Here is a 21,857-nt window from a genome sequence, read left to right as displayed (position 1 = left end):
CCTGCTTTTTGAAATCGGAACTTGACCGATGACTGCGGTACTTCCGGACATTCTCGAAGCAGGCTTGTCCGCCATATTCTGCGGAATCAATCCTGGCTTGCGTGCAGCCGGAGCAGGGCACCACTTCGCCGGCCACAGCAACCGTTTCTGGCAGGCATTGCATCTGGCCGGATTTACACCCAACCGGCTCGCGCCCGAAGAAGACAGGAGGCTGCTTGAATTCGGTTACGGCATCACGGCCGTGGTTTCGCGCGCATCGCGCGCGGCAGCCGAAGTAAACGTCGCCGAGCTTCGTACCGGCCTGCGCCAACTCGAGACAAAAATCCAGCTTCTGCGGCCTCAGGCGGTCGTGTTTCTCGGCAAACCGGCGTGGACCGTCCACATTAAGCAGTCATCGTTTGACTGGGGCCGACAGCCGCAAACCTTCGGCGGCAGCGAAGCGTGGGTGCTTCCCAATCCAAGCGGATTGAACCGAAATTTTTCCCTCGACGATCTCGTGACCGCATATCGCGAGATGCGGCTGGCGCTTGGTCGCCAACTAAACTAAAGCTCGAGGAGCAACCGGGCTGGCTGGGCTTTGAAGGTGGTGGGAACACATTAGCTTAATTTCGCATAATGTATATTATGTCAAATTACGAAATGACCGGATATGGATGCTCCCATCGATATCGCTTTTTTCGTTCTGTTTTTCGGACTTTGTTCTGCGACCTGCCGATGTTTGCACGATATGCCGTAGCCGGCTGTGCGGAGCGAATCCGAATTCTCAATGCGTATCCGTCAGAACCTCGCGTCCATCGAAAATCTGCATGCCGGCGTAAGGTCGTTCGCGACAGTGGTCGAGCCGTGACGCCAGGCTGCCCACATGTGCTTCGAGCTTGTGTCCGTCGGGATCAAGAAAGTAGAACGAGTCGCCTTCGCTGCGATTGTCTTTCCACTCGGCGACGCCCACGCTGCGCAGCTTGTCGGTGAATGTGCCGAATGCGGCCGCCGAGATGGAAAAAGCGTAGTGCGTGTAATCGGCTAGCGATGGCTCGACGCAATCATCCAGTGAAAGACATAGCCAGAGTTCACCAAGCTCCAGATAAGCGCCGGTATTCCATTGCGCAGCGAGTCTGAAGCCGAGGATATCGCGATAGAAACCAATGCTTCGTTCGAGTTCGCGCACTGCGAGTGTCAGGTGATTGAGCCCTGTAAGCATGGTCCTTTCATCCGATGCGTGCGTAGCACTGTTGCGCGAAACTGCGGCACTGCCCTGCTCGCGCGAATATCTGCCTTTGCAAAAGATGCAGCGATCGACGCCAGAGGCCTCGATCGCCGTCCCGTGATGCCTCGCTATTTTTACATCGGCGGTACAGTGCCATCCAGGCCCACCGCGACCATGGCGGCAGCGACGGGTGATCCGGCTTGGCCGATCACGAACACATGCGCGCCTTTGATGATCGCCTTTCTATCGGCCGGCTTGAACGTCACGATCGGCGTGCCCGCGGGAATGTCGAGCGTCTTTTCGCCCTTGCCATAGTCGACAACGATGGTACGCGAGCCGTTGCCGCTGGCCGTTTTCACGGTACCGTTGGTCATGGCCGATTGCATCATCGAATCGTCGCTCTTCGAACTGTCCTTGACCGTACCGTCGGTCATCGCCGAGGACATCACGCTGCCATTCGTCATGGCGGACATGCCGCCGCCTTGAGCAGGCAAGTCCCACGGATGGTCGCCCATGCCGGAGCCTTTCATTGCGGGCGGAAACACCACCACTTCCTGTGCACGCCCGGTTTTTCCGTTCGACAGATTGGCCGAGCCGATGAACGAGCCAGGCTGGATCGCATCGACGCTGCTCGGCACGACGCCGGCAATACGCGTTGTTGCGGATACCACGACATTTTGCATGCCGCTGTCGGTCTGAACGGTGAAGCCGCTCGCGGAGACGCGTGTGATGGTGCCGCGTACATGCACGGGTTGCTCGGCAGCAACGGCGGCTGATGAGATCGCGACGAGCATGCAGGTGGCCAGCCATGTTCTGGCGAGTGAATGATTTTTCATGAGCGATACCTTGTGTGTGGGGGGGAGGTGTGAGAGGTGTGACCCCAGACTTTCGCTGCACAACGGCTCGTCGTTACATCCGAAGGTTCATCCACGCGAAGCGATCATCGATGCGGCGTTACAATCGCGCCCTCCTTCCCGCCTCATGTCCTTGCATGCGCAACCCACTCCAGGAACAACTGCTCAAGGCCGGCCTGGTCAACAAGACCAAGGCCGCGCAAGTCGTGCGCGAACAGGCCAAGCAGAAACAGGGCAAGAAACCTGCCCCGCCTTCCGTTGAGCAGGTTGATGCGCAGCGATTGCACCTTGAACGAGTCGAGCGTGATCGCGCGCTGGTAGCCGAACGAAACGCGCAGGCGCGCATCGCCGAGCAGCATGCGCAGATTCGCCAGATCATCGAAGCCCACAAGGTGCTACGCGAGGGCGAGATCGCATATCGATTCACCGCTGGCGACGTGATTCAAAGCTTGTTGGTCAATGAATCATTGCGCGCACAACTGGCTGCCGGCGCGCTGGTGATCGTTCGTCATGGATCTGGTTACGAGTTGCTGCCGCGTATCGCCGCCGACAAGATTCAAGCACGCGATCCCGCGTTCATCGTGCTCGATCATGGCCGGCCGCTATCCGACGACGTCAGTGGCGAAGACGACGAGTACTACAGGAAATTCCAGGTGCCGGACGACCTGATCTGGTAGAAGATTGCGTGCATGAGTGGCGCTTTGTAAGCGCAGCCTTTGCATGCGCCGTTACAACATCTGCGGATGTAGATTGCGGCTTACGATCCCGCGATGGTGTAGTTGATGCCATCGCCGGACAGCGACAGGAGACGTCATGGACAAGTGGAAACTTCCCTGGCTTGGCGGATGCCGATGCGGCGAAACAAGGTTTCGCATCAGCGCCCCTCCGCTGCTTTCTTCGGCGTGCCATTGCACCGGTTGCCAGCGCATGAGTGCCAGTGCGTTCTCCCTTTCACTCGCCGTTCCCGTCGAAGGTTTCTCCGTCACGGTGGGCGAACCGGTGATCGGCGGAATCCACGGTGCCACGCGTCACTACTTCTGCCCACGCTGCAAAAGCTGGGTCTTCAGCCGACCTGAAGGCATGGACGAACTGGTGAATGTGCGCGCCACCATGCTTGACGATCACGGCTGGTTCGTTCCGTTTATCGAATTCTGGACCAGTGAAAAGCTGCCATGGGCGGCAACGCCGGCGGTACACAGTTATGCACGCGAACCCGAAGAGAGCGAATTCGACGGCCTGCTGCGGCATTACGCGGAAACCGCAGCGACGCCCACCTTGAACCGTGCGGCCTGAAGTCCATTTCCAGATAAAGCGAATCGAAGCGAAGGTCACGACGATGAAAATCATTTCTCTCGGAAAGTCCTGCTTTTTGGCTGCGTGCATGCTGGCTGGCGTGGCCGGAACTCTTCATGCGCAAAACATCTACAAGTGCACGCAGGGTGGAAAGCTCGAGTTCACCGACCACCCCTGCCCCGGTAAAGCAGGCGAGCTGATCCATCAGGCCGATGATCGCGAAATCATTGACCAGTATCTCGACCTCGGGCAGGACGACATCGCCAGGCGTTATGCGACAACGCATCATCTTGATGCGCTCTACAAGGAACGCGTCGAAGCCTATCGACAGAACGCCCAGGCCAAGGCCGAGAAAGCCGTGCTGGATGCGCGACAACGCCAGGAACAGGCGCGGCAGCAGGCTTTGGCCAATGAAGCCAGCGAACGCGAACGGCTGCGCGACGAGAACAATGCACTGCGGCAGCAGAATGAGGATTACCGCGACCAACTCGCACAACCAGCCGAAAACCCGGCTCCGGTCGTGGGCTATGCGCCGGATTACGGCGCGCCGCCGTATCGCGATCACGATCACGGCCATGACCATAACCATGATCCCGGCAACGGGCATGAACATGACCCAGGCAAGGGCAGTGGCAATGGTTCGAGCCATCCGCCTCCGCCGCCGCCCGTACAGCCGGTGATTCATCCATGTCGGCAGATCGCCGGTGGTCAGTCGATCTGTTGATGCGCGCGTAGCCGGTCGATTGCGGTTTCGGCTGCATATAGCGGATGAGCGAATGTCGATGGACGCGCGGTTGCAGCCGGCGCGTGGCAACTTGATCAACCGTTCACCACATCATCTTCATGAAAAAGCAGGTATGTTCCGACGGCTCGTCTTGACGGGCGAACTCCCGCAAATGGATCGCCCGACCACAGGATGCTTTCTCCATGAGTGCCAGCACTCCCGCCGAGCGTGACGAGTTGAACCAGCTGCTGCTGCAGACCGGTCGAAATGATCAGAAAGCATTCGCCGAGTTGTACAAGCGGACGTCGTCCAAGCTGTTCGGCGTCTGCCTGCGCATGGTCCGCGACCGCAGCGAGGCCGAGGAAGTGCTGCAGGAAACTTTCACCACCGTCTGGCGGCGTGCTTCCAGTTTCGATGCCGGCAAGGCCAGCGCCATTACCTGGCTGGTGACGCTATCGCGAAACAAGGCCATCGACCGGTTGCGCCAGCACCGCGAAGAGTTGCTGGATGATCCGCTGAAGCTGGAAGAAGCGCCCGACGATCAGCCCACGCCCGCCGCGGGCGCCGAATCGAGCCAGGAATATCGACGGCTCGAGCTTTGTCTGGATGAACTGGAACCACAACAGAAGAGTTCGGTGCGTGAAGCCTTTTTCACGGGAGCTACGTATAACGAATTGGCAGCACGATCCAGGGTGCCGCTCGGAACCATGAAAAGCTGGATCCGCCGTAGCTTGATGCAACTCCGCACGTGCCTCGAACAATGAATACACCCGCCGACGACGGCAACAACAATCTGCGCTATGCCGAGTACGTGTTGGGCGTGCTCGATGCGGACGCGCGCGCCGAGGTGGCCCGTGAAGTGGAGACCATCGACGAAGCCGCCGTCGCTGTCGCACTCTGGCAACGCCGCCTCATGCCGTTGGCTGACACAATCAATAACGTGGAGCCCGGCCCGTATGTTTGGGCGCGCATTCGCGATGCCCTGCAACTGGATTCGGCAACGCCGGCCGCCAGGCCGCAGCCGCGCACCGGGCTCTGGAACAACCTCGCGCTGTGGCACTGGCTGGGTCTCGGCGCTACCGCAGTGGCGGTCGCGCTGGTGGTTGTGGTGTCGCTGCCGCGTACGACGTCCGTGCCGGCCGTGGTCCAGGCCAGTTACATGGCCGCAACCATCCAGCAGGACAACGGCACTACCGGTTGGACCGCCACGATGGATCTGCAGCACGCACGCATGGTCGTGGTTCCGGCCACGCCCGTTGCGTTCGTGCAGGGCCGCGCGCCTGAGCTGTGGTTGATTCCCGCTGGCGGCAAACCGATTTCCGTCGGCATGATCGATCGCGAGAAACCGACGACGATCGCGCTGGATCCAGCCACGCTGGCCAAGCTGGGCCCGACGGCCGCACTGGCGGTGTCGGTGGAACCGATCGGTGGTTCGCCGACTGGTCAGCCAACGGGCGCGGTGATCGGCAAGGGCGCCATCGGCGCAGCACCGGATACGCAAACCAAGGTAGCCAGTATCGTGGTAGTGCGAACGGATCGGCCCTCGGTCTGATCCCCGCATGAGCACCGCTGTGGTTCTGTTCCGGCATGACTTGCGCCTGGCCGACAACCCTGCCCTCACTGCTGCCTGCGCGGCGAACACGCGCGTGCTGCCCGTCTACATTCATTCGCCTGATGACCATTCGCCGGATGAAAAGAACCCTTGGCCTGCGGGCCCCGCGAGTCGCTGGTGGCTCCATCATTCTTTGACGGCGCTGGACAAGCGCCTGCATGCACACCGCGCGGCATTGCACCTGTGCAAGGGCGACACGCTGCAGTCGTTGCAAACACTGATTCGCGAGAGCGGCGCAACCGCCGTGCACTGGAATCGTCTGTACGAACCAGCGGCCATTGCGCGCGACACGCAGATCAAGAACACGTTGCGCGAACAGGGTGTCGGGGTGCACAGCCACAACGCCGCGTTATGGTGCGAGCCGTGGGACATCGCCACGCAACAGGGCGATCCCTACCGGGTGTTCACACCGTACTGGCGCAACCTTCGCCAGCAGTTGCGTGTGGTCGAACCGTTGCCGGAACCAGCCCTGCCCGGCTGGCGGAAGTTGCCAGGTGGCGTACCGCTGTCCTCGCTCGAATTGCTGCCACGCATACGCTGGGATAACGGCTTGGCCGATGCGTGGCAACCCGGCGAACACGGTGCGAAGGACATGCTCGAGCTGTTTGCCGATGACGCCATCGGCTATTACGCACGGGCACGCGACGTGCCGTCGCGACATGGCACCTCACGACTGTCGCCGCACCTGCACTTCGGTGAAATTTCGCCGCGACAGATTCACTTCGAACTCGATCGACTCATGCGGCGCGTCGATGCAAAACGCAGACCGGACATCGAACCCTATCTGCGCGAATTGGGCTGGCGCGAGTTCGCCCATCATTTGCTGTTTCATTTCCCCAGGACGCCGACCGAGAATTTCAATCCGCGTTTTGATCGCTTCAAATGGGCGCGTGCAAGCAAGTCGCAACTCGCGCGCTGGCAACAGGGTCTCACGGGCATTCCGCTGGTCGACGCGGGCATGCGCGAGTTGTGGCACACCGGCTGGATGCACAACCGCGTGCGCATGATCGTGGCGAGTTTCCTGACCAAGAATCTGCGCCAGCACTGGTCGCATGGCGCGCGCTGGTTCTGGGACACGCTGGTCGATGCCGATCTCGCCAACAACACGCTGGGCTGGCAATGGGTTGCCGGATGCGGCGCGGATGCCGCGCCTTATTTCCGCGTCTTCAATCCTGTCACTCAGGCGAAGAAATTCGATCCCGACGGCGTCTATCTGCGGTGCTGGCTGCCTGAACTGGCAGATGCGCCATTGAGCCTTTTGCACGAACCATGGAAAGACCCTGCCCTGCTCCAGCGCAGCGGTTACCCCGCGCCGATGGTGGATCTGGCGACATCGCGGCAGCGGGCATTGGCTGCTTACAAGGCGCATCGCGAGTGATTGCCTCGCCGGCCGAGTTCGTGCATCCGTAAACCGGTTTCGCCCGTATCTGTCATGGACACGTTGACAGGCACGGCGCATGGCTCTCACCCGATCGATCGCGACACCTGTTTCCGAACACGCATCGTTGTTCCGCGACGATGCGGGCGCGGAGCAGAAGCCCGCGTCATGGCTGGTCCGAACGATGCGTCGCTGGTTCGATACCGGTGTGTCGGTGGAAGTCGACGAAGATCGCGAGGATCGCGTCGACTGGTTGCGTGCCGCACCCTTCATCGCCATGCATCTGGCCTGCGCGGCAGTGTTCTGGGTTGGTGCTTCGCCGGTTGCCCTGATCGTTGCCGCTGCCCTGTATGCGGTGCGCATGTTTGCGCTGACGGGTTTCTATCATCGCTACTTTTCGCATCGCACTTTCAGCACATCGCGCGCCGTGCAGTTCGTGTTCGCGCTGATCGGCGCGTCGTGCGTGCAGCGTGGCCCGCTGTGGTGGGCGGCGCATCATCGCCATCACCATCGGGTGACCGACACGCCGGCCGACCCGCATTCGCCGGGCATCCATGGTTTCGTCTGGAGCCACGTCGGCTGGTTTCTGACCCCGAGAAACTTCCGCACCGACCTGTCGCGCGTGCCGGATCTGGCGAAATTCCCCGAGCTGCGCGTGCTTGATCGTTACGACACGCTGGTGCCTGTGTTGCTGGCCGTTGCGCTTTATTCCCTTGGCGTGCTGTTGAAGCATGTCGCGCCACAACTGGGAACCAGCGGCGGACAGATGCTGATCTGGGGCTTCTTCGTCTCCACCATCGTGCTTTTCCATGCCACGGTGACGATCAACTCGCTGGCGCATCGTTTCGGTCGTCGCCGCTTTGACACCAAGGACGACAGCCGCAACAACGTGTGGCTTGCGCTGCTGACCTTCGGTGAAGGCTGGCACAACAATCATCATTTCTTTCCGGGTTCGAGCCGCCAGGGTTTCAAGTGGTGGGAAGTCGACCTGACCTGGTACGGCCTGAAACTGATGTCCGCGTTTGGTCTGGTGCATGGGCTCAAGCCCGTGCCGGCCTGGGTGCTGACGAAGGCGCGGAGCTGACCATGCGCATCGCCGTTGTGGGCTCGGGTATTGCGGGGCTGGCCTCGGCGTGGCTGCTTTCACGTGAGCACGAGGTCACGCTGTTCGAAGCCGGCAGCTATTTAGGCGGCCATACGCATACGCATGATGTTGTGCAACAGGGCCGCAGCTATCGCATCGACAGCGGTTTCATCGTCCACAATCCGCAGCATTATCCGTTGCTGACGCGGATGTTGGACGAGATCGGCGTCGCGTCGCAGCCGACTACCATGAGCTTCTCGGTACATAGCGAAGCCAGCGGCCTGGAGTACAACGCGGCGACACTCGACACGCTCTTCTGCCAGCGTCGAAACGTGGTGTCGCCGCGCTTCATCGGCATGGTGCGCGACCTGATGCGCTTCTATCGCGAGGCGCCGGCGATGCTGCAATATCCCGACGACACCACCACGCTCGGCGAGTATCTCGATCGTTGCGGCTATGGCGATGCGTTTCGCGACGAGCATCTGATTCCAATGGCATCCGCGTTGTGGTCGTCGCCGCCGACACAGATTCTCGCGTTCCCTGTTCGCTATCTCGTGCAGTTCATGGCGAACCACCAGATGCTGCAGTTGAGCGATCGTCCGGAATGGCGTGTGGTTCGCGGTGGTTCTTGCACGTATGTGCAAGCACTGCGCGCGCGTTGGACGGTTCGTGAGCGCTTGAACTGCGCAGTGCGTTCGGTGCGTCGACATCAAGCCTCGGTGGAGGTTGAAAGTGTGGCGGGCATCGAGCATTTTGATCACGTGGTGATGGCCTGTCACAGTGATCAAAGTCTTGCGCTGCTGTCCGATGCCAGCGAACGCGAGCACACGATTCTCGGTGCGATACCGTACCAGGCCAACGACACCGTGCTGCACACCGATGCGAGTGTGCTGCCGGTTCGCCGCAAGGCGTGGGCAGCGTGGAATGCGTGGTTGCCGAGCGACCGCGATGAAGCGTGCACAGTCAGCTACTGCATGAACATTCTGCAGAACATCGAATCACCCGAACCGTTCGTGGTGACGCTCAACCGCACCGCGGCGATCGATCCGGACAAGGTGCTCGCACGCATGCGTTATCACCATCCGATCTACAACCGTGGGTCGGTTGCAGCGCAGTCGCGTCGACATGAAATTCAGGGCCAGCGCCGCACCTGGTTCGCCGGCGCGTATTGGGGCTGGGGCTTTCACGAAGACGGTATCCGCAGCGCGGTCGAAGTGGCACGAGCGCTCGGCATTCACTGGCCTTCTGTCGCAACGCGACGCATGGACGAAACGGCGCAGGCGTTGCCCGCATGACGACTGCACTTCAAAGCGCGATCTACGAAGGCGTGGTACGGCACAACCGGCTGTCGCCACATCCGCACGCGTTCGAGTACCGCATGGCGCAGCTCTATATCGATCTCGATGAGATCGACGGGCTGTTCGCCAAGCGCTGGTTGTGGTCGAACCAAACACCGAATATCGCCCGGTTCCGCCGTGCCGATTACCTCGGGCCAACAAATCTTCCGCTCGCGGAAGCGGTGCGTCAGCGCGTCGAGCAAGCTATCGGCGAACGGCCGATCGGGCCGATCCGCATGCTCACGCATCTGCGCTATTTCGGCGTCGTGTTCAATCCGGTGACGTTCTACTACTGCTTCGCCGAGGACGGCACGACGCTTGTTTGCGTGCTGGCCGAAATCACCAACATGCCGTGGCGCGAGCGGCATGCGTATGTGCTGCTGGTGGATGCCGCGAAGAAACACGGACGCGCATTGAGCTGGACATTCGCGAAGGCGTTTCATGTCTCGCCCTTCATGCCGATGGAACGTGAGTACGACTGGCGCTTCACCGTGCCCGGCGACGATCTTCACGTACACATGGATGTGCTGCGAGAAGGCCGGCGCGAGTTCGACGCCTCGCTCACGTTGCAACGCCAACCGATTACGGGCGGCTCGCTGGCCAAGGTGTTGTGGCGCTATCCATTGATGACGCTGCAAGTCGTGTTCGCCATCCACTGGCAGGCGCTGCGCCTGTGGCTCAAGCGCAATCCTGTCCACGACCATCCGCAAACGCTTTGAGGTCTGCATGAACGCCATTGTCAAAACATCCGTCGATGAATCCGCCGCCCTGCCCTCCGGCTCCGCGCGTTTTTTGCGCCAACGCCTGCTCGCGCAAATGGCCGGGCTTCGCCACGGCCGGCTGGTGATACGCGATGCGATGGGGTTACTTGAACTCGGTGTGCCGAGCACACAGCCAACTGACCTCGTCGTGCACATCGACATACTTGATATGGACTTCTATCGCGCGGTTGCCGCGAACGGCAGCGTGGGCGCGGGCGAGGCGTACATGGATGGATCATGGCGATGCGACAACCTGGTTGGCTTGATCCGCTTGCTGGTTCGCAATCGTGATCTGCTCGATGGCATGGAAACCGGCATCGCGCGACTCGGCGGCATGGCAATGCGCGCATGGCACGCGCTGCAGCGGAACACGCATCGCGGCAGTCGTCGCAACATCGCGGCGCACTACGACCTGGGCAACGAATTTTTCGAACTCTTCCTGTCGCCGGACTTGATGTATTCCTCGGCCATCTGGCAAGGCGATGACGACACACTCGAAACGGCGTCCACGCGCAAGCTCGATCGCATCTGCCGCGCGCTCGAACTCAAGCCGTCCGATCGTGTGATCGAGATCGGTACGGGCTGGGGCGGCTTTGCGTTGCATGCGGCGAAGCACTACGGCTGCCACGTAACCACCACGACCATCTCGCGCGAACAGCACGCGCTTGCCGGCGAACGTATTGCGGCGGCCGGCATGAGCGCGCATGTCACGTTGTTGCTCGAGGACTATCGCGACCTTCGTGGCAGCTACGACAAGCTGGTGTCCATCGAGATGGTCGAGGCGATTGGCGCACCGTATCTCGATACGTACTTTGCCCAACTGGGCAACCTGCTCAAGCCCGATGGACTGGCTCTGCTGCAGGCGATCACCATCGAGGACCATCGTTACGCGCAGGCGTTGAAGTCGGTGGATTTCATCAAGCGCCATGTTTTTCCGGGTAGCTTCATTCCATCTATCAGCGCGCTGCTCGCCGCCAAAACCCGTGTAAGTGATCTCGCCCTGTTGCAGCAAATGGACTTCGGCGAATCGTATGCGCGCACGCTGCGCGCCTGGCGCGGGCGATTCATGCAGAAACTTGCACAGGTTCGCGCGCAGGGTTTCGATGAGCGCTTCGTGCGCATGTGGGAGTTTTATCTCGCTTACTGCGAAGGTGGCTTTCTCGAACGCTCGATCGGGGTGTCGCATCTGCTGCTCGCAAAGCCGGGCTATCGACGTATTGATTCCACGCAAGAGCCGCTGACCGCATGAGATTCTGGATCAGCCTCGCGGGTTATCAGCTGGTGTGGTTTGCTGCCGTGATCGGTGCGCGCCGCGGACTGGCTTGGCCGGGCGTGTTCGGCATGGTGCTTTACGCGGCGTGTCAGCTGACGACATCCCGCACACCCCGTGCCGATCTCGCATTGATGGCATCGGCGTTTTTCATGGGCTTCATCGTCGACGGCGTGCCCGCACGCATGGGCTGGATTGTTTACGCCGCTGCGTGGCCAAGCGCGGAGTTGGCGCCGGCTTGGATTCTCGCGCTGTGGATGACGTTCGCGCTGACCTTCACGCAATCGCTGGTTTATCTGCAGACGCGTTTGTGGATCGCCGCCTTGCTCGGCCTGATCGGCGGACCACTCGCCTACCTGAGTGCTTCGCGCGGCTGGCACGCCGTGATGTTGATTGAACCGCGCTGGCACGCACTAATGTGGCTGGCGACCGGTTGGGCCTTGGCGACACCCGCGTTGGCGTGGCTCGCACGGCGCTGGTCGCGTGGCGGCATCGATATATCCGACGCGACGATGGAGCCTCTGCCGTGAATGCATGGATATCGCTGGCCTTGCTCTGGGTCACGGCCGTCGTCGTGATGACGCTCGGCTGGCAATGGCAACGTCGGCGCCAGAACGCCGGCATCGTCGACGTGTTGTGGTCGGCGGGACTCGGTGCAGGAGCGATCTGGTTCGCGTTGTTTGGCGATGGCGCGTTTGTACCTCGCACCACGCTCGCGTTGCTCGGCGGACTATGGAGCGCCCGACTTGCACTGCACTTGTGGACGCGTGTGCGTGGCGAACCGGAGGATGGCCGATATCAGAATCTGCGTGCGCACTGGAACGGCAGTCAGGCGAATTTCTTTTTCTTCTTCCAGTTTCAGGCATTGTTGATTGCCTTGTTTGCGCTGCCGTTTCTGGCAGTGTCGCGCAGCACGGACGGACTCAATGCGTGGACGATCAGCGCCGTCGTGATCTGGCTGATCAGCGTAATAGGTGAATCACTCGCCGATCGCCAGCTCGCACGCTTTCGAAACGATCCGTCGAATCATGGCCGGACCTGCCGCGAAGGATTGTGGCGTTATTCGCGCCATCCGAATTATTTCTTCGAATGGGTGCACTGGTTTGCCTATGTCTGCCTTGCGCATGGCTCGCCGATCGCCTGGCTGGCGTGGTCGGGGCCGTTGGTGATGTACGTGTTCCTGCGCTGGATCAGCGGTATTCCATTTACCGAAAAACAGGCGCTGCGCTCGCGTGGGAACGACTACCGCGAGTACCAGCGCAACACGTCGATGTTGTTTCCATGGTTTCCAAAAAGGATTTCCTCATGAGTAGCTCCGTCATCGCCATTGATGAATCGCCGGACGAGCGCCCGGCTTCCGGATTGCTGGGACTGGCCGAGCGCGGCCGCATTCCCGATGCGTTGTTGCGCCAGGGCATTCGTCGCCTCTGCGCGCAACGCCTGCGCGAAGAAATGGCCGGTGGCCTGGATCAGCAGGCCGCGCGTTTTGCCGAGCGTATCGATCTGCTTCGTCAAAGCCCCGTAGCCATTCATACCGATGCAGCGAACGCGCAGCACTACGAATTGCCGCCGGCGTTTTTCGAACTGTGCCTGGGCAAGCGGTTGAAGTATTCGGGTTGCTATTACCCACGCGGCGACGAATCGCTCGACGAAGCCGAGGAAGCGATGCTGGCTCTTTATGGCGAACGCGCCGAACTGGTCGACGGGCAGGACATTCTGGAGCTTGGCTGCGGCTGGGGTTCGCTCACGTTATGGATGGCCGAACGCTATCGCAACGCGCGCATCGTGGCCGTCTCCAACTCGCGGCAGCAGCGCGAGCATATCGAGGCCCAATGCAGACAGCGCGGATTGACCAACGTGCGCGTGATTACCATGGACGTGAATCGACTGGAGCTCGAAGCGGAAAGTTTCGACCGCTGCGTATCGATCGAGATGTTCGAGCACATGCGCAACTACGAAACGCTGCTTGGTCGTATCGGATGCTGGCTGCGGCCGGGCGGAAAACTTTTCGTGCACATTTTTGCGCACAAGACGTTGATGTATCCGTTCGAGACCGAAGGCGACGACAACTGGATGGGCCGGCACTTCTTCACCGGTGGCCTGATGCCTGCATCGGATACGCTGCTGTGGTTTCAGCGGGATCTTCGGATCGAGCAGCGCTGGCATGTCGATGGCACGCACTACCAGCGCACCGCCAATCATTGGCTGGCCAATCAGGACGCGCGGCGCGAACAGGTGATGGAAACACTGGTCAAGGCTTACGGAAGCAAGGCCGCACCACTTTGGTTCCAGCGGTGGCGGATGTTCTGGATGTCCTGCGCCGAACTGTTCGGTTACGACAACGGCCAGGAATGGCTGGTGGCGCACTACCGCTTTGCGCGCTCCTGATGCCTCGAAGTCATTCGGCTGCGCGCTATGCCTGCAGTGATCGAGTTGCTGCGCGCTTGATCGGCAACAGCCAGTCGTAACCGTCCCTCACCTGCAACACGTCGGTTTCGATGTCCTGATCCGGACGCGAGCGGTCTATGTCCTTGGAACCTTCGAATTCCGCAAGCTTGCGTTGCAGCAGATTATTCAGATGACGCTTCATGGCGATGATTCCTGTTGCGGTTGAGTGCGACCAACGCAGGATCCCGACAGGGACAGCTCGATCGATAGGCTTCAGACAACAAAAGTCGTGGCAAAGATGCTCGCGTTAAATATCCGTTTATCAACCAGTCTGTTTCGCGTCGCGAACGACATGGCACACTGCGGCGATGAGTACCCGACTCTTTATCGTTCCCGCCAGCGAACCCGTGCTTTCGGCGGAAAACGAAGCTCTGGCAGAATTCGTGCACAAGCATTCGCGCATTTTCGTCATCACCGGCGCGGGCTGCAGTACTGATTCGGGCATTCCCGACTACCGTGACACCAACGGCGACTGGAAACGCGCGCAGCCGGTGACGTATCAAGCCTTCACCGGCTATCACGCCACGCGCCAGCGCTACTGGGCACGCAGCCTTGTTGGCTGGCAGAGCTTCGGTCGCGCGCAGCCCAATGCCGCGCATCGTGCACTGGTTCGGCTTGAACAACGCGGCAAGCTGGCGATGCTGCTGACGCAGAACGTCGATCGCCTGCATCAGGCAGCGGGCAGCCGCCACGTCGTCGACCTGCATGGCCGACTGGATCTGGTGCGTTGTCTGGCGTGCGAATTGCGCCTGCCGCGCGAGGATTTCCAGTCCATGCTGATTGCATGCAACCCAGAATGGGCAAACCTTGCCGCTCCCGATGCGCCGGATGGCGACGCCGATCTGGATGGCCGCGACTTTTCCAGTTTCGTCGTGCCACCCTGCCCGCGCTGTGGCGGCATGCTGAAACCCGACGTGGTGTTCTTCGGTGAAAACGTGCCGCGCGAACGCGTCGTTGCGGCGATGCAGGCGCTTGAACTCGCGGACGCAGTGTTGGTGGTCGGCTCATCGCTGATGGTGTTTTCCGGCTACCGTTTTGTCCACGCCGCATCGCGCGCCGGCAAGCCGATCGCTGCGGTGAACATGGGCCGCACGCGCGCCGATGCACTGCTGAGCCTGAAGGTGGAACAACCCTGCGCGAAGGCGCTTGCGTTTCTCTGAGAGCTAGCGGCGCGCCCTGAAAAAATCGCGCAGCAGCGTCGCCGATGTTTCGGCCATCAGCCCGCCGGCCACTTCGACGCGATGGTTGTGCCTCGCGTCGATCAAGGTGTCGAACACGCTGCCGGCGGCACCGGTTTTCGGATCGGCTGCGCCATAGACCACGCGTCCGATGCGCGCATGGATCATCGCCATCGCGCACATCGAACACGGCTCCAGCGTCACGTATAACGTGGCTCCGGACAGCCGATGGTTGCTGAGCTTCTCGCCCGCCGCGCGCATCGCCTGGATTTCCGCATGCGCCGTCGGATCGTGAAGCGTGATGTTGCGATTCCAGCCAAGGCCTATGACTTCGCCATCCTGCACGAGCACCGCGCCGACCGGAACTTCGTTCTCCGCATCGCGCGCATGCGTGGCCAGTTGCAACGCATGCTGCATGTGTCGCATGTCTTCGGCCGAAAACAACTCCGGCGCCGATAGCATCTCGTCAGTCACCCGTGTTGCTCAAGCTTGATCACTCCCACTCGATCGTCGCGGGCGGTTTGCCGCTGATGTCGTAGACGACACGCGACACGCCACGCAGTTCGTTGATAATGCGATTGGACACCTTGCCGAGGAATTCGTACGGCAGATGCGCCCAGTGCGCGGTCATGAAATCGATCGTCTCCACGGCACGCAACGCGATCACCCATTCGTAGGCTCGCGCATCGCCCACCACGCCAACCGATTTCACCGGCAGAAATACCGCGAACGCCTGACTCGTCTGATCGTAGAGATCGGCCTTGCGCAGTTCGTCGATGAAGATCGCATCGGCACGCGCAAGCAACTCCGCGTATTCGCGCTTCACTTCACCAAGAATGCGCACGCCCAGGCCGGGGCCCGGGAACGGATGGCGATAAACCATCGCGCGCGGCAGGCCGAGTTCGACGCCGATGCGGCGCACTTCGTCCTTGAACAATTCGCGCAACGGTTCCACCAGCTTGAGCTTCATGTGCGCCGGCAAACCGCCGACGTTGTGGTGGCTCTTGATGACGTGCGCCTTGCCGGTCTTGCTGCCGGCCGACTCGATCACGTCGGGATAGATCGTGCCCTGCGCCAGCCACTTTACGTTGCCGCCGTCAGCAATCAGTTTCTCGGATTCCTCGTCGAAGATGTCGACGAACAGGCCACCGATGATCTTGCGCTTGGCTTCCGGATCGGCGACGCCGTTCAGCGCCTTGAAGTAGCGATCGGCCGCGTTGACGCGAATGACCTTGATGCCCATGCCGTGTTCGTCGGATGCAGCCATGGTGGCCATGACCTGATCGCCTTCCTCCCAGCGCAGCAGGCCGGTGTCGACGAACACGCAGGTGAGGCGATCGCCGATCGCACGATGCAGCAATGCGGCGACCACCGACGAATCCACGCCACCGGAAAGTCCGAGCAGCACGTGATCGTCACCGACCTGCGCGCGCACGCGCGCGATCTGGTCATCGATGATGTTGGCGGCGGTCCACAACATGGAGCAACCGCAGATCTCGGCGATGAAACGCTTGAGCAGCGCGCCGCCCTGCTTCGTATGCGTGACTTCGGGATGGAATTGCACCCCGTACCAGCGCTTGTCTTCGTTTTCCATCACGGCGACCGGAATGCGATCGGTAACACCAGTGACCGTGAAACCCGCGGGCGCCCTTGCGACATGATCGCCATGGCTCATCCACACATCGAGCAGTTGAGATGTGCCGGGATGATCGTTGAGGCCATCGAACAACCGGCTGGTCGCGACGATTTCAACCTGCGCGTGGCCGAACTCGCGCGCGTCGGCCGCCTCGGTTGCGCCACCGAGTTGTGCCGCGAGCGTCTGCATGCCGTAGCAAATGCCCAGGATCGGCACGCCCGCATCGAACACCGCTTGCGGCGCTTTGGGCGCGTCCGCCAGCGTCGTGGATTCCGGCCCGCCGGAAAGAATGATGCCCTTCGCGCCGAACGCGGCAATCTCCGTCGGCTCGTGGTCCCATGCCCATATTTCGCAATAGACCCCGAGCTCGCGAATGCGCCGTGCGATCAGTTGCGTGTACTGCGCGCCGAAATCGAGGATCAGGATCTTGTCGCTATGGATGTTGGTCATGGGGCGAAAGCCAGGGGCGAAGGTAAGTAGCGAGAGCGCGATAACCGGAAATCGTGGCGAGCATGCGACGCGGCGACGGAAGCAACATCGCTGTCGCGCCATCCGTTGGCAAAGTGCGAGAACGTTCGATTCTGCGCGCTCTACTCGCCACTGCTGCCTGATCTCGAATCAGGAATTTAGCCGATAGTTCGGCGCTTCCTTGGTGATCTGGATGTCGTGCGGATGCGCTTCGGTCACGCCGGCCGAGGTGACTTTGACGAACTGTGCGTTGTGGCGCACGTCGTCGATGGTCGCCGTGCCGAGGTAACCCATCGATGCGCGCAAGCCACCGATCAACTGGTGGATGATGTTGCGCAGCGGCCCGCGATACGGCACGCGGCCTTCGATGCCTTCGGGCACCAGTTTGTCTGCGTCGGCTTCGTCCTGGAAATAGCGATCCTTTGATCCGAGTTGCATCGCGCCGATCGAACCCATGCCGCGATAGCTCTTGTACGAACGGCCCTGAAACAGCTCGACCTCACCCGGCGATTCCTCGGTGCCCGCGAACATCGAACCCAGCATCACGGTGGACGCACCCGCAGCGAGCGCCTTGGGAATATCGCCGGAGTAGCGGATGCCGCCATCGGCGATCAAGGGGATTTCATCCTTCAGCGCCGTGGCCACCATGTCGATCGCGGTGATCTGCGGCACGCCGACACCGGCGACCACGCGCGTGGTGCAGATGGAGCCCGGACCCACGCCGACTTTCACCGCATCGACGCCTGCGTCGAGCAAGGCCCGCGCCGCTTCGCCGGTGACGATATTGCCGGCGATGACTTGTACCTGCGGATAGTTTTTCTTCACCCATCCGGCGCGATCGATCACGCCTTGCGAATGACCGTGCGCGGTATCGACAACCAGCACGTCCACGCCCGCATCGACCAGCGCGGCGACGCGTTTTTCGGTGTCGCCGCCGACGCCGACAGCCGCGCCGACGAGCAGCGCTTCCTGCTGGTCCTTCGCTGCGTGCGGATTGTCGCGCGCCTTCTGGATGTCCTTGACGGTGATCAAGCCGCGTAGCTGGAAATCGTCGTTGACGACCAGCACTTTCTCGATGCGGTGCTTGTGCAGCAACAGCAGCACGTCGTCCTGGCTGGCGCCTTCGCGCACGGTCACCAACTTGTCCTGGCGCGTCATGATGTTGCGCACCGGATCGTCGTGCTTGCGCTCGAAACGCAGGTCGCGACTGGTGACGATGCCGACCAGTTTGCTGCCGTCCACCACCGGTACACCGGAGATGTTGTGCGCACGCGTGAGTCGCAACACTTCACTGATCGAGGTGTCGGGGCTGACGGTGATGGGACGGCGGATCACGCCGGCTTCGAACTTCTTTACCAGCCGGACTTCGGCCGCTTGCTGCTCGGCAGTCATGTTCTTGTGGATGATGCCGATGCCGCCGTTCTGCGCCATGGTGATGGCGAGGCGCGCTTCGGTCACCGTATCCATCGCGGCCGACACGATCGGGATATTGAGGCGAAGGTTGCGGGTGAATCGGGTGGAAGTGTCCACGTCCCGTGGTAGCACGATCGAATGGCCGGGAACCAGGTAGACGTCGTCGTAGGTCAGAGCCTCGGCGAGGATGCGCATGCGAAAGTCCCGCTGCAAAGAGGGAATTATACGCGCCCTGCCGTGATGCTCGCCAGATATGCGGCTGAATGCCGCCCCACAATCATGCGTTGCCGGCAGCGGCTTCAGCCGCTTCGAGCGTGTTTTCGAGCAGAGTCGCCACCGTCATCGGGCCGACGCCACCGGGCACCGGCGTGATCCAGCTGGCGCGCTGCGCCGCCGGCTTGAACTCGACATCACCGACCAGCCGTCCATCGTCGAGACGATTGATGCCGACGTCGATCACCACCGCACCGGGTTTGATCCAATCGCCCTTGACCAGTCCCGGTTTGCCGACCGCGACGACCAGGATGTCCGCCTGGCGCACGAAATTTTCGAGATCACGTGTGAAGCGATGACACGAGGTGGTGGTGCATCCGGCAATCATCAACTCCAGCACCAGTGGACGACCGACATGATTGGACACGCCGACCACGACGGCATGCTGACCACGCACCGGACGATCGGTATGGCCGAGCAGCGTCATCACGCCCTTGGGCGTGCACGGACGCAAGCCGAAACGGCGCAAGGCGAGTCGACCGACATTGATCGCCTGGAAGCCATCGACATCCTTGGCCGGATCGATGCGATCGACCAGAGCGTCTTCATCGATGTGATCAGGCAACGGGGATTGCACCAGGATGCCGTGCACCGCCGGATCGGCATTGAGCCGGTCGATCAACGCAAACAGTTCGGCTTGGGTGGTGGTTGCGGGTAGATCGTGATCGATCGAACGGAAACCGACCTGATGGCAGGCCTCGCGCTTCTTGCGCACGTACACCGACGAGCCGGCATCGGTGCCAACCAGCACGACCGCCAGACCCGGCTCGACAAGGCCCTGCAACTTTCGCGCCTGCACGCGCTGAGCAATCAGCGCCAGCAGTTCCTGCGCGATGCGTCGGCCGTCGAGTATGCGTGCAGTCATGTTGATGGCCGAAAGAAAGTTGCCCATTATCGCGGCTCACACCAGCACGTACAAACGGCATGACCTGTTCCATCGAAGCAGCTGCCATCACGGCTCCGGAACTTCGCGATGAGTTTGTGTGCCTGCGCCCGTGGTCGGCTATTGATCCCGTTCAGCTGCGCGATGCTGTGGACGAGTCACTGGATACTGTGGGTCGCTGGCAGCCATGGTGTCATCGGGGTTACGGACTCGAAGAAGCCCGGGCATGGATCGAATATTCACGCGAAGGATGGACGTCCGGCACGGACTTTCCCTTGGCGATCTGCGACGCGTTATCAGGCGATCTGATGGGAGGCATCGGGTTGAATCACCTCAATCGCCTTCATCGCAGCGCGAACATGGGCTACTGGCTGAGGGAATCGCGACAGGGTCGTGGCATGGCGACCAGAGCCGGCGCGCTGATGGCGCGATTCGGATTCGAAAACATGCGGCTGATACGTATCGAAATCGTGGCCGAGCCCGACAACCTTCCGAGCCGGCGCGTCGCTGAAAAACTCGGCGCGCGGCTGGAAGCCATCGCGCGGCATCGGCTGTGGATTCACGATCAGCCAAAGGAGGCGGCGGTGTACGCCTTGTTGCCGGCTGACTTGCGTCAGACAGGGGCCTGACATCGATCAGCGCGTGCGCTTGATCAGATCGCTGACGCGGCGGCGTGCCTTTTGCTGTTGTTCCTTGGTCAACACTTTCTTGCGTCCCGCGTACGGGTTTTCACTTTCGCGGAAGGCGATGCGGATCGGCGTGCCTTCCAGTTTGTAACGCTTGCGGAAGAAGTTTTCCAGGTAACGCTGGTAGGCCGGTGCAATGTGCTTGGTGCGGCTGCCATGGATCACGATCGTCGGCGGATTGTTGCCGCCGGGATGCGCAAAACGAAGCTTGGGCGCATGGCCGTTCACGAGTGGCGGTTGATAACCCTCGTACGCTTTCTCGAGTGTCTTGGTAAGTTCCGACGACACCAGCACCTTGGTCGCCGAACCGTGCGCGCGAACCACGGCACGCATCAGTTCGCTGAGGCCGGATCCATGCAACGCCGAGATGTAAACCTGTTTGGCCCATGCCACGAATACGAGTCGGCGATCCAGCGCACGCTGGCATTCGTCGCGCTGGTATTTGTCCAGGCCGTCCCATTTGTTGACGGCGATCACTATCGCCCTGCCCTCGTCCATGGCGTAGCCGATGAGGGTGAGATCCTGATCCGCGAGATTTTCGCGGGCGTCGATCATCACCACAACGACTTGCGCTGCGGCGATGGATTGCAGTGTCTTGATGACGCTGAATTTCTCCACGGCTTCCTCGACGCGTGCCTTGCGCCGAATGCCTGCGGTGTCGATCAGCGTGTAGCGTTTGCCATCGCGTTCGAGCGGCACGCGGATCGGATCGCGTGTGGTACCGGCGACGTCCGAGACGATCAACCGTTCTTCGCCGAGCAGGCGGTTGATCAAGGTCGACTTGCCAGCATTCGGACGTCCGACGATGGCCACGCGGATGGTGCCGCTCTCGCCTTCCCCTTCGACCGAGCTTTCCTCGTCCACCGGAAGCAAAGGCAAAACCACCGAAATCAGATCGTCTGTGCCGCGGTTGTGCGCAGCGGACAGCGGCATGATCGTGCCGATGCCGATGGCCGAAAACTCGGCCAGCACGGCCTGTTCTTCCAGGCCGTCGGTCTTGTTGACAGCGGCGATAATCGGTTTGCCGCTGCGACGCAGCTCGCCGAGGATCACGTAATCCTGCGGCAGCAGACCCTCGCGCGCATCGACCACGAATACCAGCACATGGGCTTCTTCGATGGCCAGGCGCACCTGTTTCGCGGTAAGCACGTCCATGGCTTCCTCGACACCGGACAGACCGCCGGTATCGACCACCACGAAAGGCCGCTCTCCACTGCGGCAAACACCATAGTGACGATCGCGGGTCACGCCCGGCATATCGGCGACCAAGGCGTCACGGCTGCGCGTCAGAACGTTGAAGAGCGTCGATTTACCGACGTTGGGACGACCAACTAGCGCGACGACAGGCAGCATGA

At 61.2% G+C, this 21,857-nt stretch carries 24 protein-coding genes; 16 read left to right on the top strand and 8 right to left on the bottom strand.

The window, feature by feature from the left end; genetic code table 11:
* Positions 1-28 precede the first annotated feature (28 nt).
* A complete protein-coding gene (gene mug / locus GSQ73_RS13460) occupies positions 29-547 on the top strand; it encodes a G/U mismatch-specific DNA glycosylase (protein WP_158884811.1) in 519 nt (172 codons plus the stop codon).
* A 216-nt stretch (positions 548-763) separates the two neighbouring features.
* Here mug and fos read toward each other — a convergent pair whose 3' ends face one another.
* Positions 764-1,198 (bottom strand): fosfomycin resistance glutathione transferase, encoded by a 435-nt coding sequence (gene fos, locus GSQ73_RS13455; protein WP_158884807.1) that lies wholly within the window; start codon positions 1,196-1,198, stop codon positions 764-766.
* Between the two features lie 140 nt (positions 1,199-1,338).
* Positions 1,339-2,040: a metal ABC transporter permease gene (locus tag GSQ73_RS13450; protein ID WP_158884805.1), complete on the bottom strand. Its 702-nt coding sequence runs from the start codon at positions 2,038-2,040 to the stop codon at positions 1,339-1,341.
* 155 nt (positions 2,041-2,195) lie between these two features.
* Here GSQ73_RS13450 and GSQ73_RS13445 point away from each other — a divergent pair, with 155 nt between their 5' ends.
* From GSQ73_RS13445 to GSQ73_RS13385, 13 genes are all read left to right on the top strand, one after another.
* A complete protein-coding gene (locus GSQ73_RS13445) occupies positions 2,196-2,735 on the top strand; it encodes a DUF2058 domain-containing protein (RefSeq protein WP_158884803.1) in 540 nt (179 codons plus the stop codon).
* A 136-nt stretch (positions 2,736-2,871) separates the two neighbouring features.
* Entirely contained in the window at positions 2,872-3,351 is a 480-nt protein-coding gene (locus GSQ73_RS13440; RefSeq protein ID WP_158884801.1) for a GFA family protein, read from the top strand.
* A 43-nt stretch (positions 3,352-3,394) separates the two neighbouring features.
* Positions 3,395-4,075, top strand: coding sequence for a DUF4124 domain-containing protein (locus GSQ73_RS13435; protein WP_254063408.1), 681 nt, complete (start codon positions 3,395-3,397; stop codon positions 4,073-4,075).
* A gap of 203 nt (positions 4,076-4,278) precedes the next feature.
* A complete protein-coding gene (locus GSQ73_RS13430) occupies positions 4,279-4,839 on the top strand; it encodes a sigma-70 family RNA polymerase sigma factor (protein WP_158884799.1) in 561 nt (186 codons plus the stop codon).
* Complete coding sequence (locus tag GSQ73_RS13425; RefSeq protein WP_158884797.1) at positions 4,836-5,627, top strand: anti-sigma factor; 792 nt, start codon at positions 4,836-4,838, stop codon at positions 5,625-5,627. The genes GSQ73_RS13430 and GSQ73_RS13425 overlap by 4 nt, the downstream gene beginning before the upstream one ends.
* A 7-nt stretch (positions 5,628-5,634) precedes the next feature.
* Entirely contained in the window at positions 5,635-7,065 is a 1,431-nt protein-coding gene (locus GSQ73_RS13420) for a deoxyribodipyrimidine photo-lyase (RefSeq protein WP_158884795.1), read from the top strand.
* A 184-nt stretch (positions 7,066-7,249) separates the two neighbouring features.
* On the top strand, positions 7,250-8,149 hold the full coding sequence (locus GSQ73_RS13415) for an acyl-CoA desaturase (RefSeq protein ID WP_174236124.1): 900 nt from the start codon (positions 7,250-7,252) through the stop codon (positions 8,147-8,149).
* 2 nt (positions 8,150-8,151) lie between these two features.
* Positions 8,152-9,444 (top strand): FAD-dependent oxidoreductase, encoded by a 1,293-nt coding sequence (locus tag GSQ73_RS13410; protein WP_158884791.1) that lies wholly within the window; start codon positions 8,152-8,154, stop codon positions 9,442-9,444.
* Positions 9,441-10,205, top strand: a complete 765-nt coding sequence (locus GSQ73_RS13405) for a DUF1365 domain-containing protein (RefSeq protein WP_158884789.1) — start codon at positions 9,441-9,443, stop codon at positions 10,203-10,205. The genes GSQ73_RS13410 and GSQ73_RS13405 overlap by 4 nt, the downstream gene beginning before the upstream one ends.
* A gap of 7 nt (positions 10,206-10,212) precedes the next feature.
* A complete protein-coding gene (locus tag GSQ73_RS13400) occupies positions 10,213-11,496 on the top strand; it encodes a cyclopropane-fatty-acyl-phospholipid synthase family protein (protein WP_158884787.1) in 1,284 nt (427 codons plus the stop codon).
* Positions 11,493-12,047, top strand: a complete 555-nt coding sequence (locus GSQ73_RS13395; protein WP_158884785.1) for a DUF2878 domain-containing protein — start codon at positions 11,493-11,495, stop codon at positions 12,045-12,047. The genes GSQ73_RS13400 and GSQ73_RS13395 overlap by 4 nt, the downstream gene beginning before the upstream one ends.
* A 47-nt stretch (positions 12,048-12,094) precedes the next feature.
* Positions 12,095-12,826, top strand: coding sequence for a DUF1295 domain-containing protein (locus GSQ73_RS13390; RefSeq protein WP_158886479.1), 732 nt, complete (start codon positions 12,095-12,097; stop codon positions 12,824-12,826).
* Positions 12,823-13,905 carry a cyclopropane-fatty-acyl-phospholipid synthase family protein gene (locus tag GSQ73_RS13385; protein ID WP_158884783.1) on the top strand — a complete coding sequence of 361 codons (1,083 nt, stop codon included), beginning with the start codon at positions 12,823-12,825 and terminating at the stop codon, positions 13,903-13,905. The genes GSQ73_RS13390 and GSQ73_RS13385 overlap by 4 nt, the downstream gene beginning before the upstream one ends.
* 25 nt (positions 13,906-13,930) lie before the next feature.
* Here the strand turns inward: GSQ73_RS13385 and GSQ73_RS13380 are convergent, their stop codons facing one another.
* Positions 13,931-14,107, bottom strand: a complete 177-nt coding sequence (locus GSQ73_RS13380) for a hypothetical protein (protein WP_158884781.1) — start codon at positions 14,105-14,107, stop codon at positions 13,931-13,933.
* Between the two features lie 166 nt (positions 14,108-14,273).
* On the opposite strand from GSQ73_RS13380, the gene GSQ73_RS13375 reads away from it, so the two are divergent.
* Positions 14,274-15,125, top strand: coding sequence for an NAD-dependent protein deacetylase (locus tag GSQ73_RS13375; RefSeq protein ID WP_158884779.1), 852 nt, complete (start codon positions 14,274-14,276; stop codon positions 15,123-15,125).
* A gap of 3 nt (positions 15,126-15,128) precedes the next feature.
* On the opposite strand, the gene tadA is transcribed toward GSQ73_RS13375, so the two are convergent.
* The 4 genes from tadA to folD form a co-directional block, all read right to left on the bottom strand.
* Complete coding sequence (gene tadA, locus GSQ73_RS13370; RefSeq protein WP_174236123.1) at positions 15,129-15,569, bottom strand: tRNA adenosine(34) deaminase TadA; 441 nt, start codon at positions 15,567-15,569, stop codon at positions 15,129-15,131.
* 67 nt (positions 15,570-15,636) lie between these two features.
* Positions 15,637-17,229: a glutamine-hydrolyzing GMP synthase gene (gene guaA / locus GSQ73_RS13365; protein WP_158884775.1), complete on the bottom strand. Its 1,593-nt coding sequence runs from the start codon at positions 17,227-17,229 to the stop codon at positions 15,637-15,639.
* A 168-nt stretch (positions 17,230-17,397) separates the two neighbouring features.
* A complete protein-coding gene (guaB, locus tag GSQ73_RS13360) occupies positions 17,398-18,855 on the bottom strand; it encodes an IMP dehydrogenase (protein ID WP_158884773.1) in 1,458 nt (485 codons plus the stop codon).
* Between the two features lie 82 nt (positions 18,856-18,937).
* Positions 18,938-19,798 carry a bifunctional methylenetetrahydrofolate dehydrogenase/methenyltetrahydrofolate cyclohydrolase FolD gene (folD, locus tag GSQ73_RS13355; protein WP_158884771.1) on the bottom strand — a complete coding sequence of 287 codons (861 nt, stop codon included), beginning with the start codon at positions 19,796-19,798 and terminating at the stop codon, positions 18,938-18,940.
* A gap of 59 nt (positions 19,799-19,857) precedes the next feature.
* On the opposite strand from folD, the gene GSQ73_RS13350 reads away from it, so the two are divergent.
* Positions 19,858-20,445: a GNAT family protein gene (locus GSQ73_RS13350; RefSeq protein ID WP_158884769.1), complete on the top strand. Its 588-nt coding sequence runs from the start codon at positions 19,858-19,860 to the stop codon at positions 20,443-20,445.
* Between the two features lie 6 nt (positions 20,446-20,451).
* Here GSQ73_RS13350 and der read toward each other — a convergent pair whose 3' ends face one another.
* A complete protein-coding gene (gene der / locus GSQ73_RS13345; protein ID WP_158884767.1) occupies positions 20,452-21,855 on the bottom strand; it encodes a ribosome biogenesis GTPase Der in 1,404 nt (467 codons plus the stop codon).
* Between the last annotated feature and the right edge of the window lie 2 nt (positions 21,856-21,857).

This window comes from Rhodanobacter sp. L36 (assembly GCF_009765755.1).
Taxonomy (GTDB): Bacteria; Pseudomonadota; Gammaproteobacteria; order Xanthomonadales; family Rhodanobacteraceae; genus Rhodanobacter.
The sequence above is the reverse complement of the archived record's forward strand: the minus strand, read 5'-3'. Positions and strand labels throughout refer to the sequence as shown.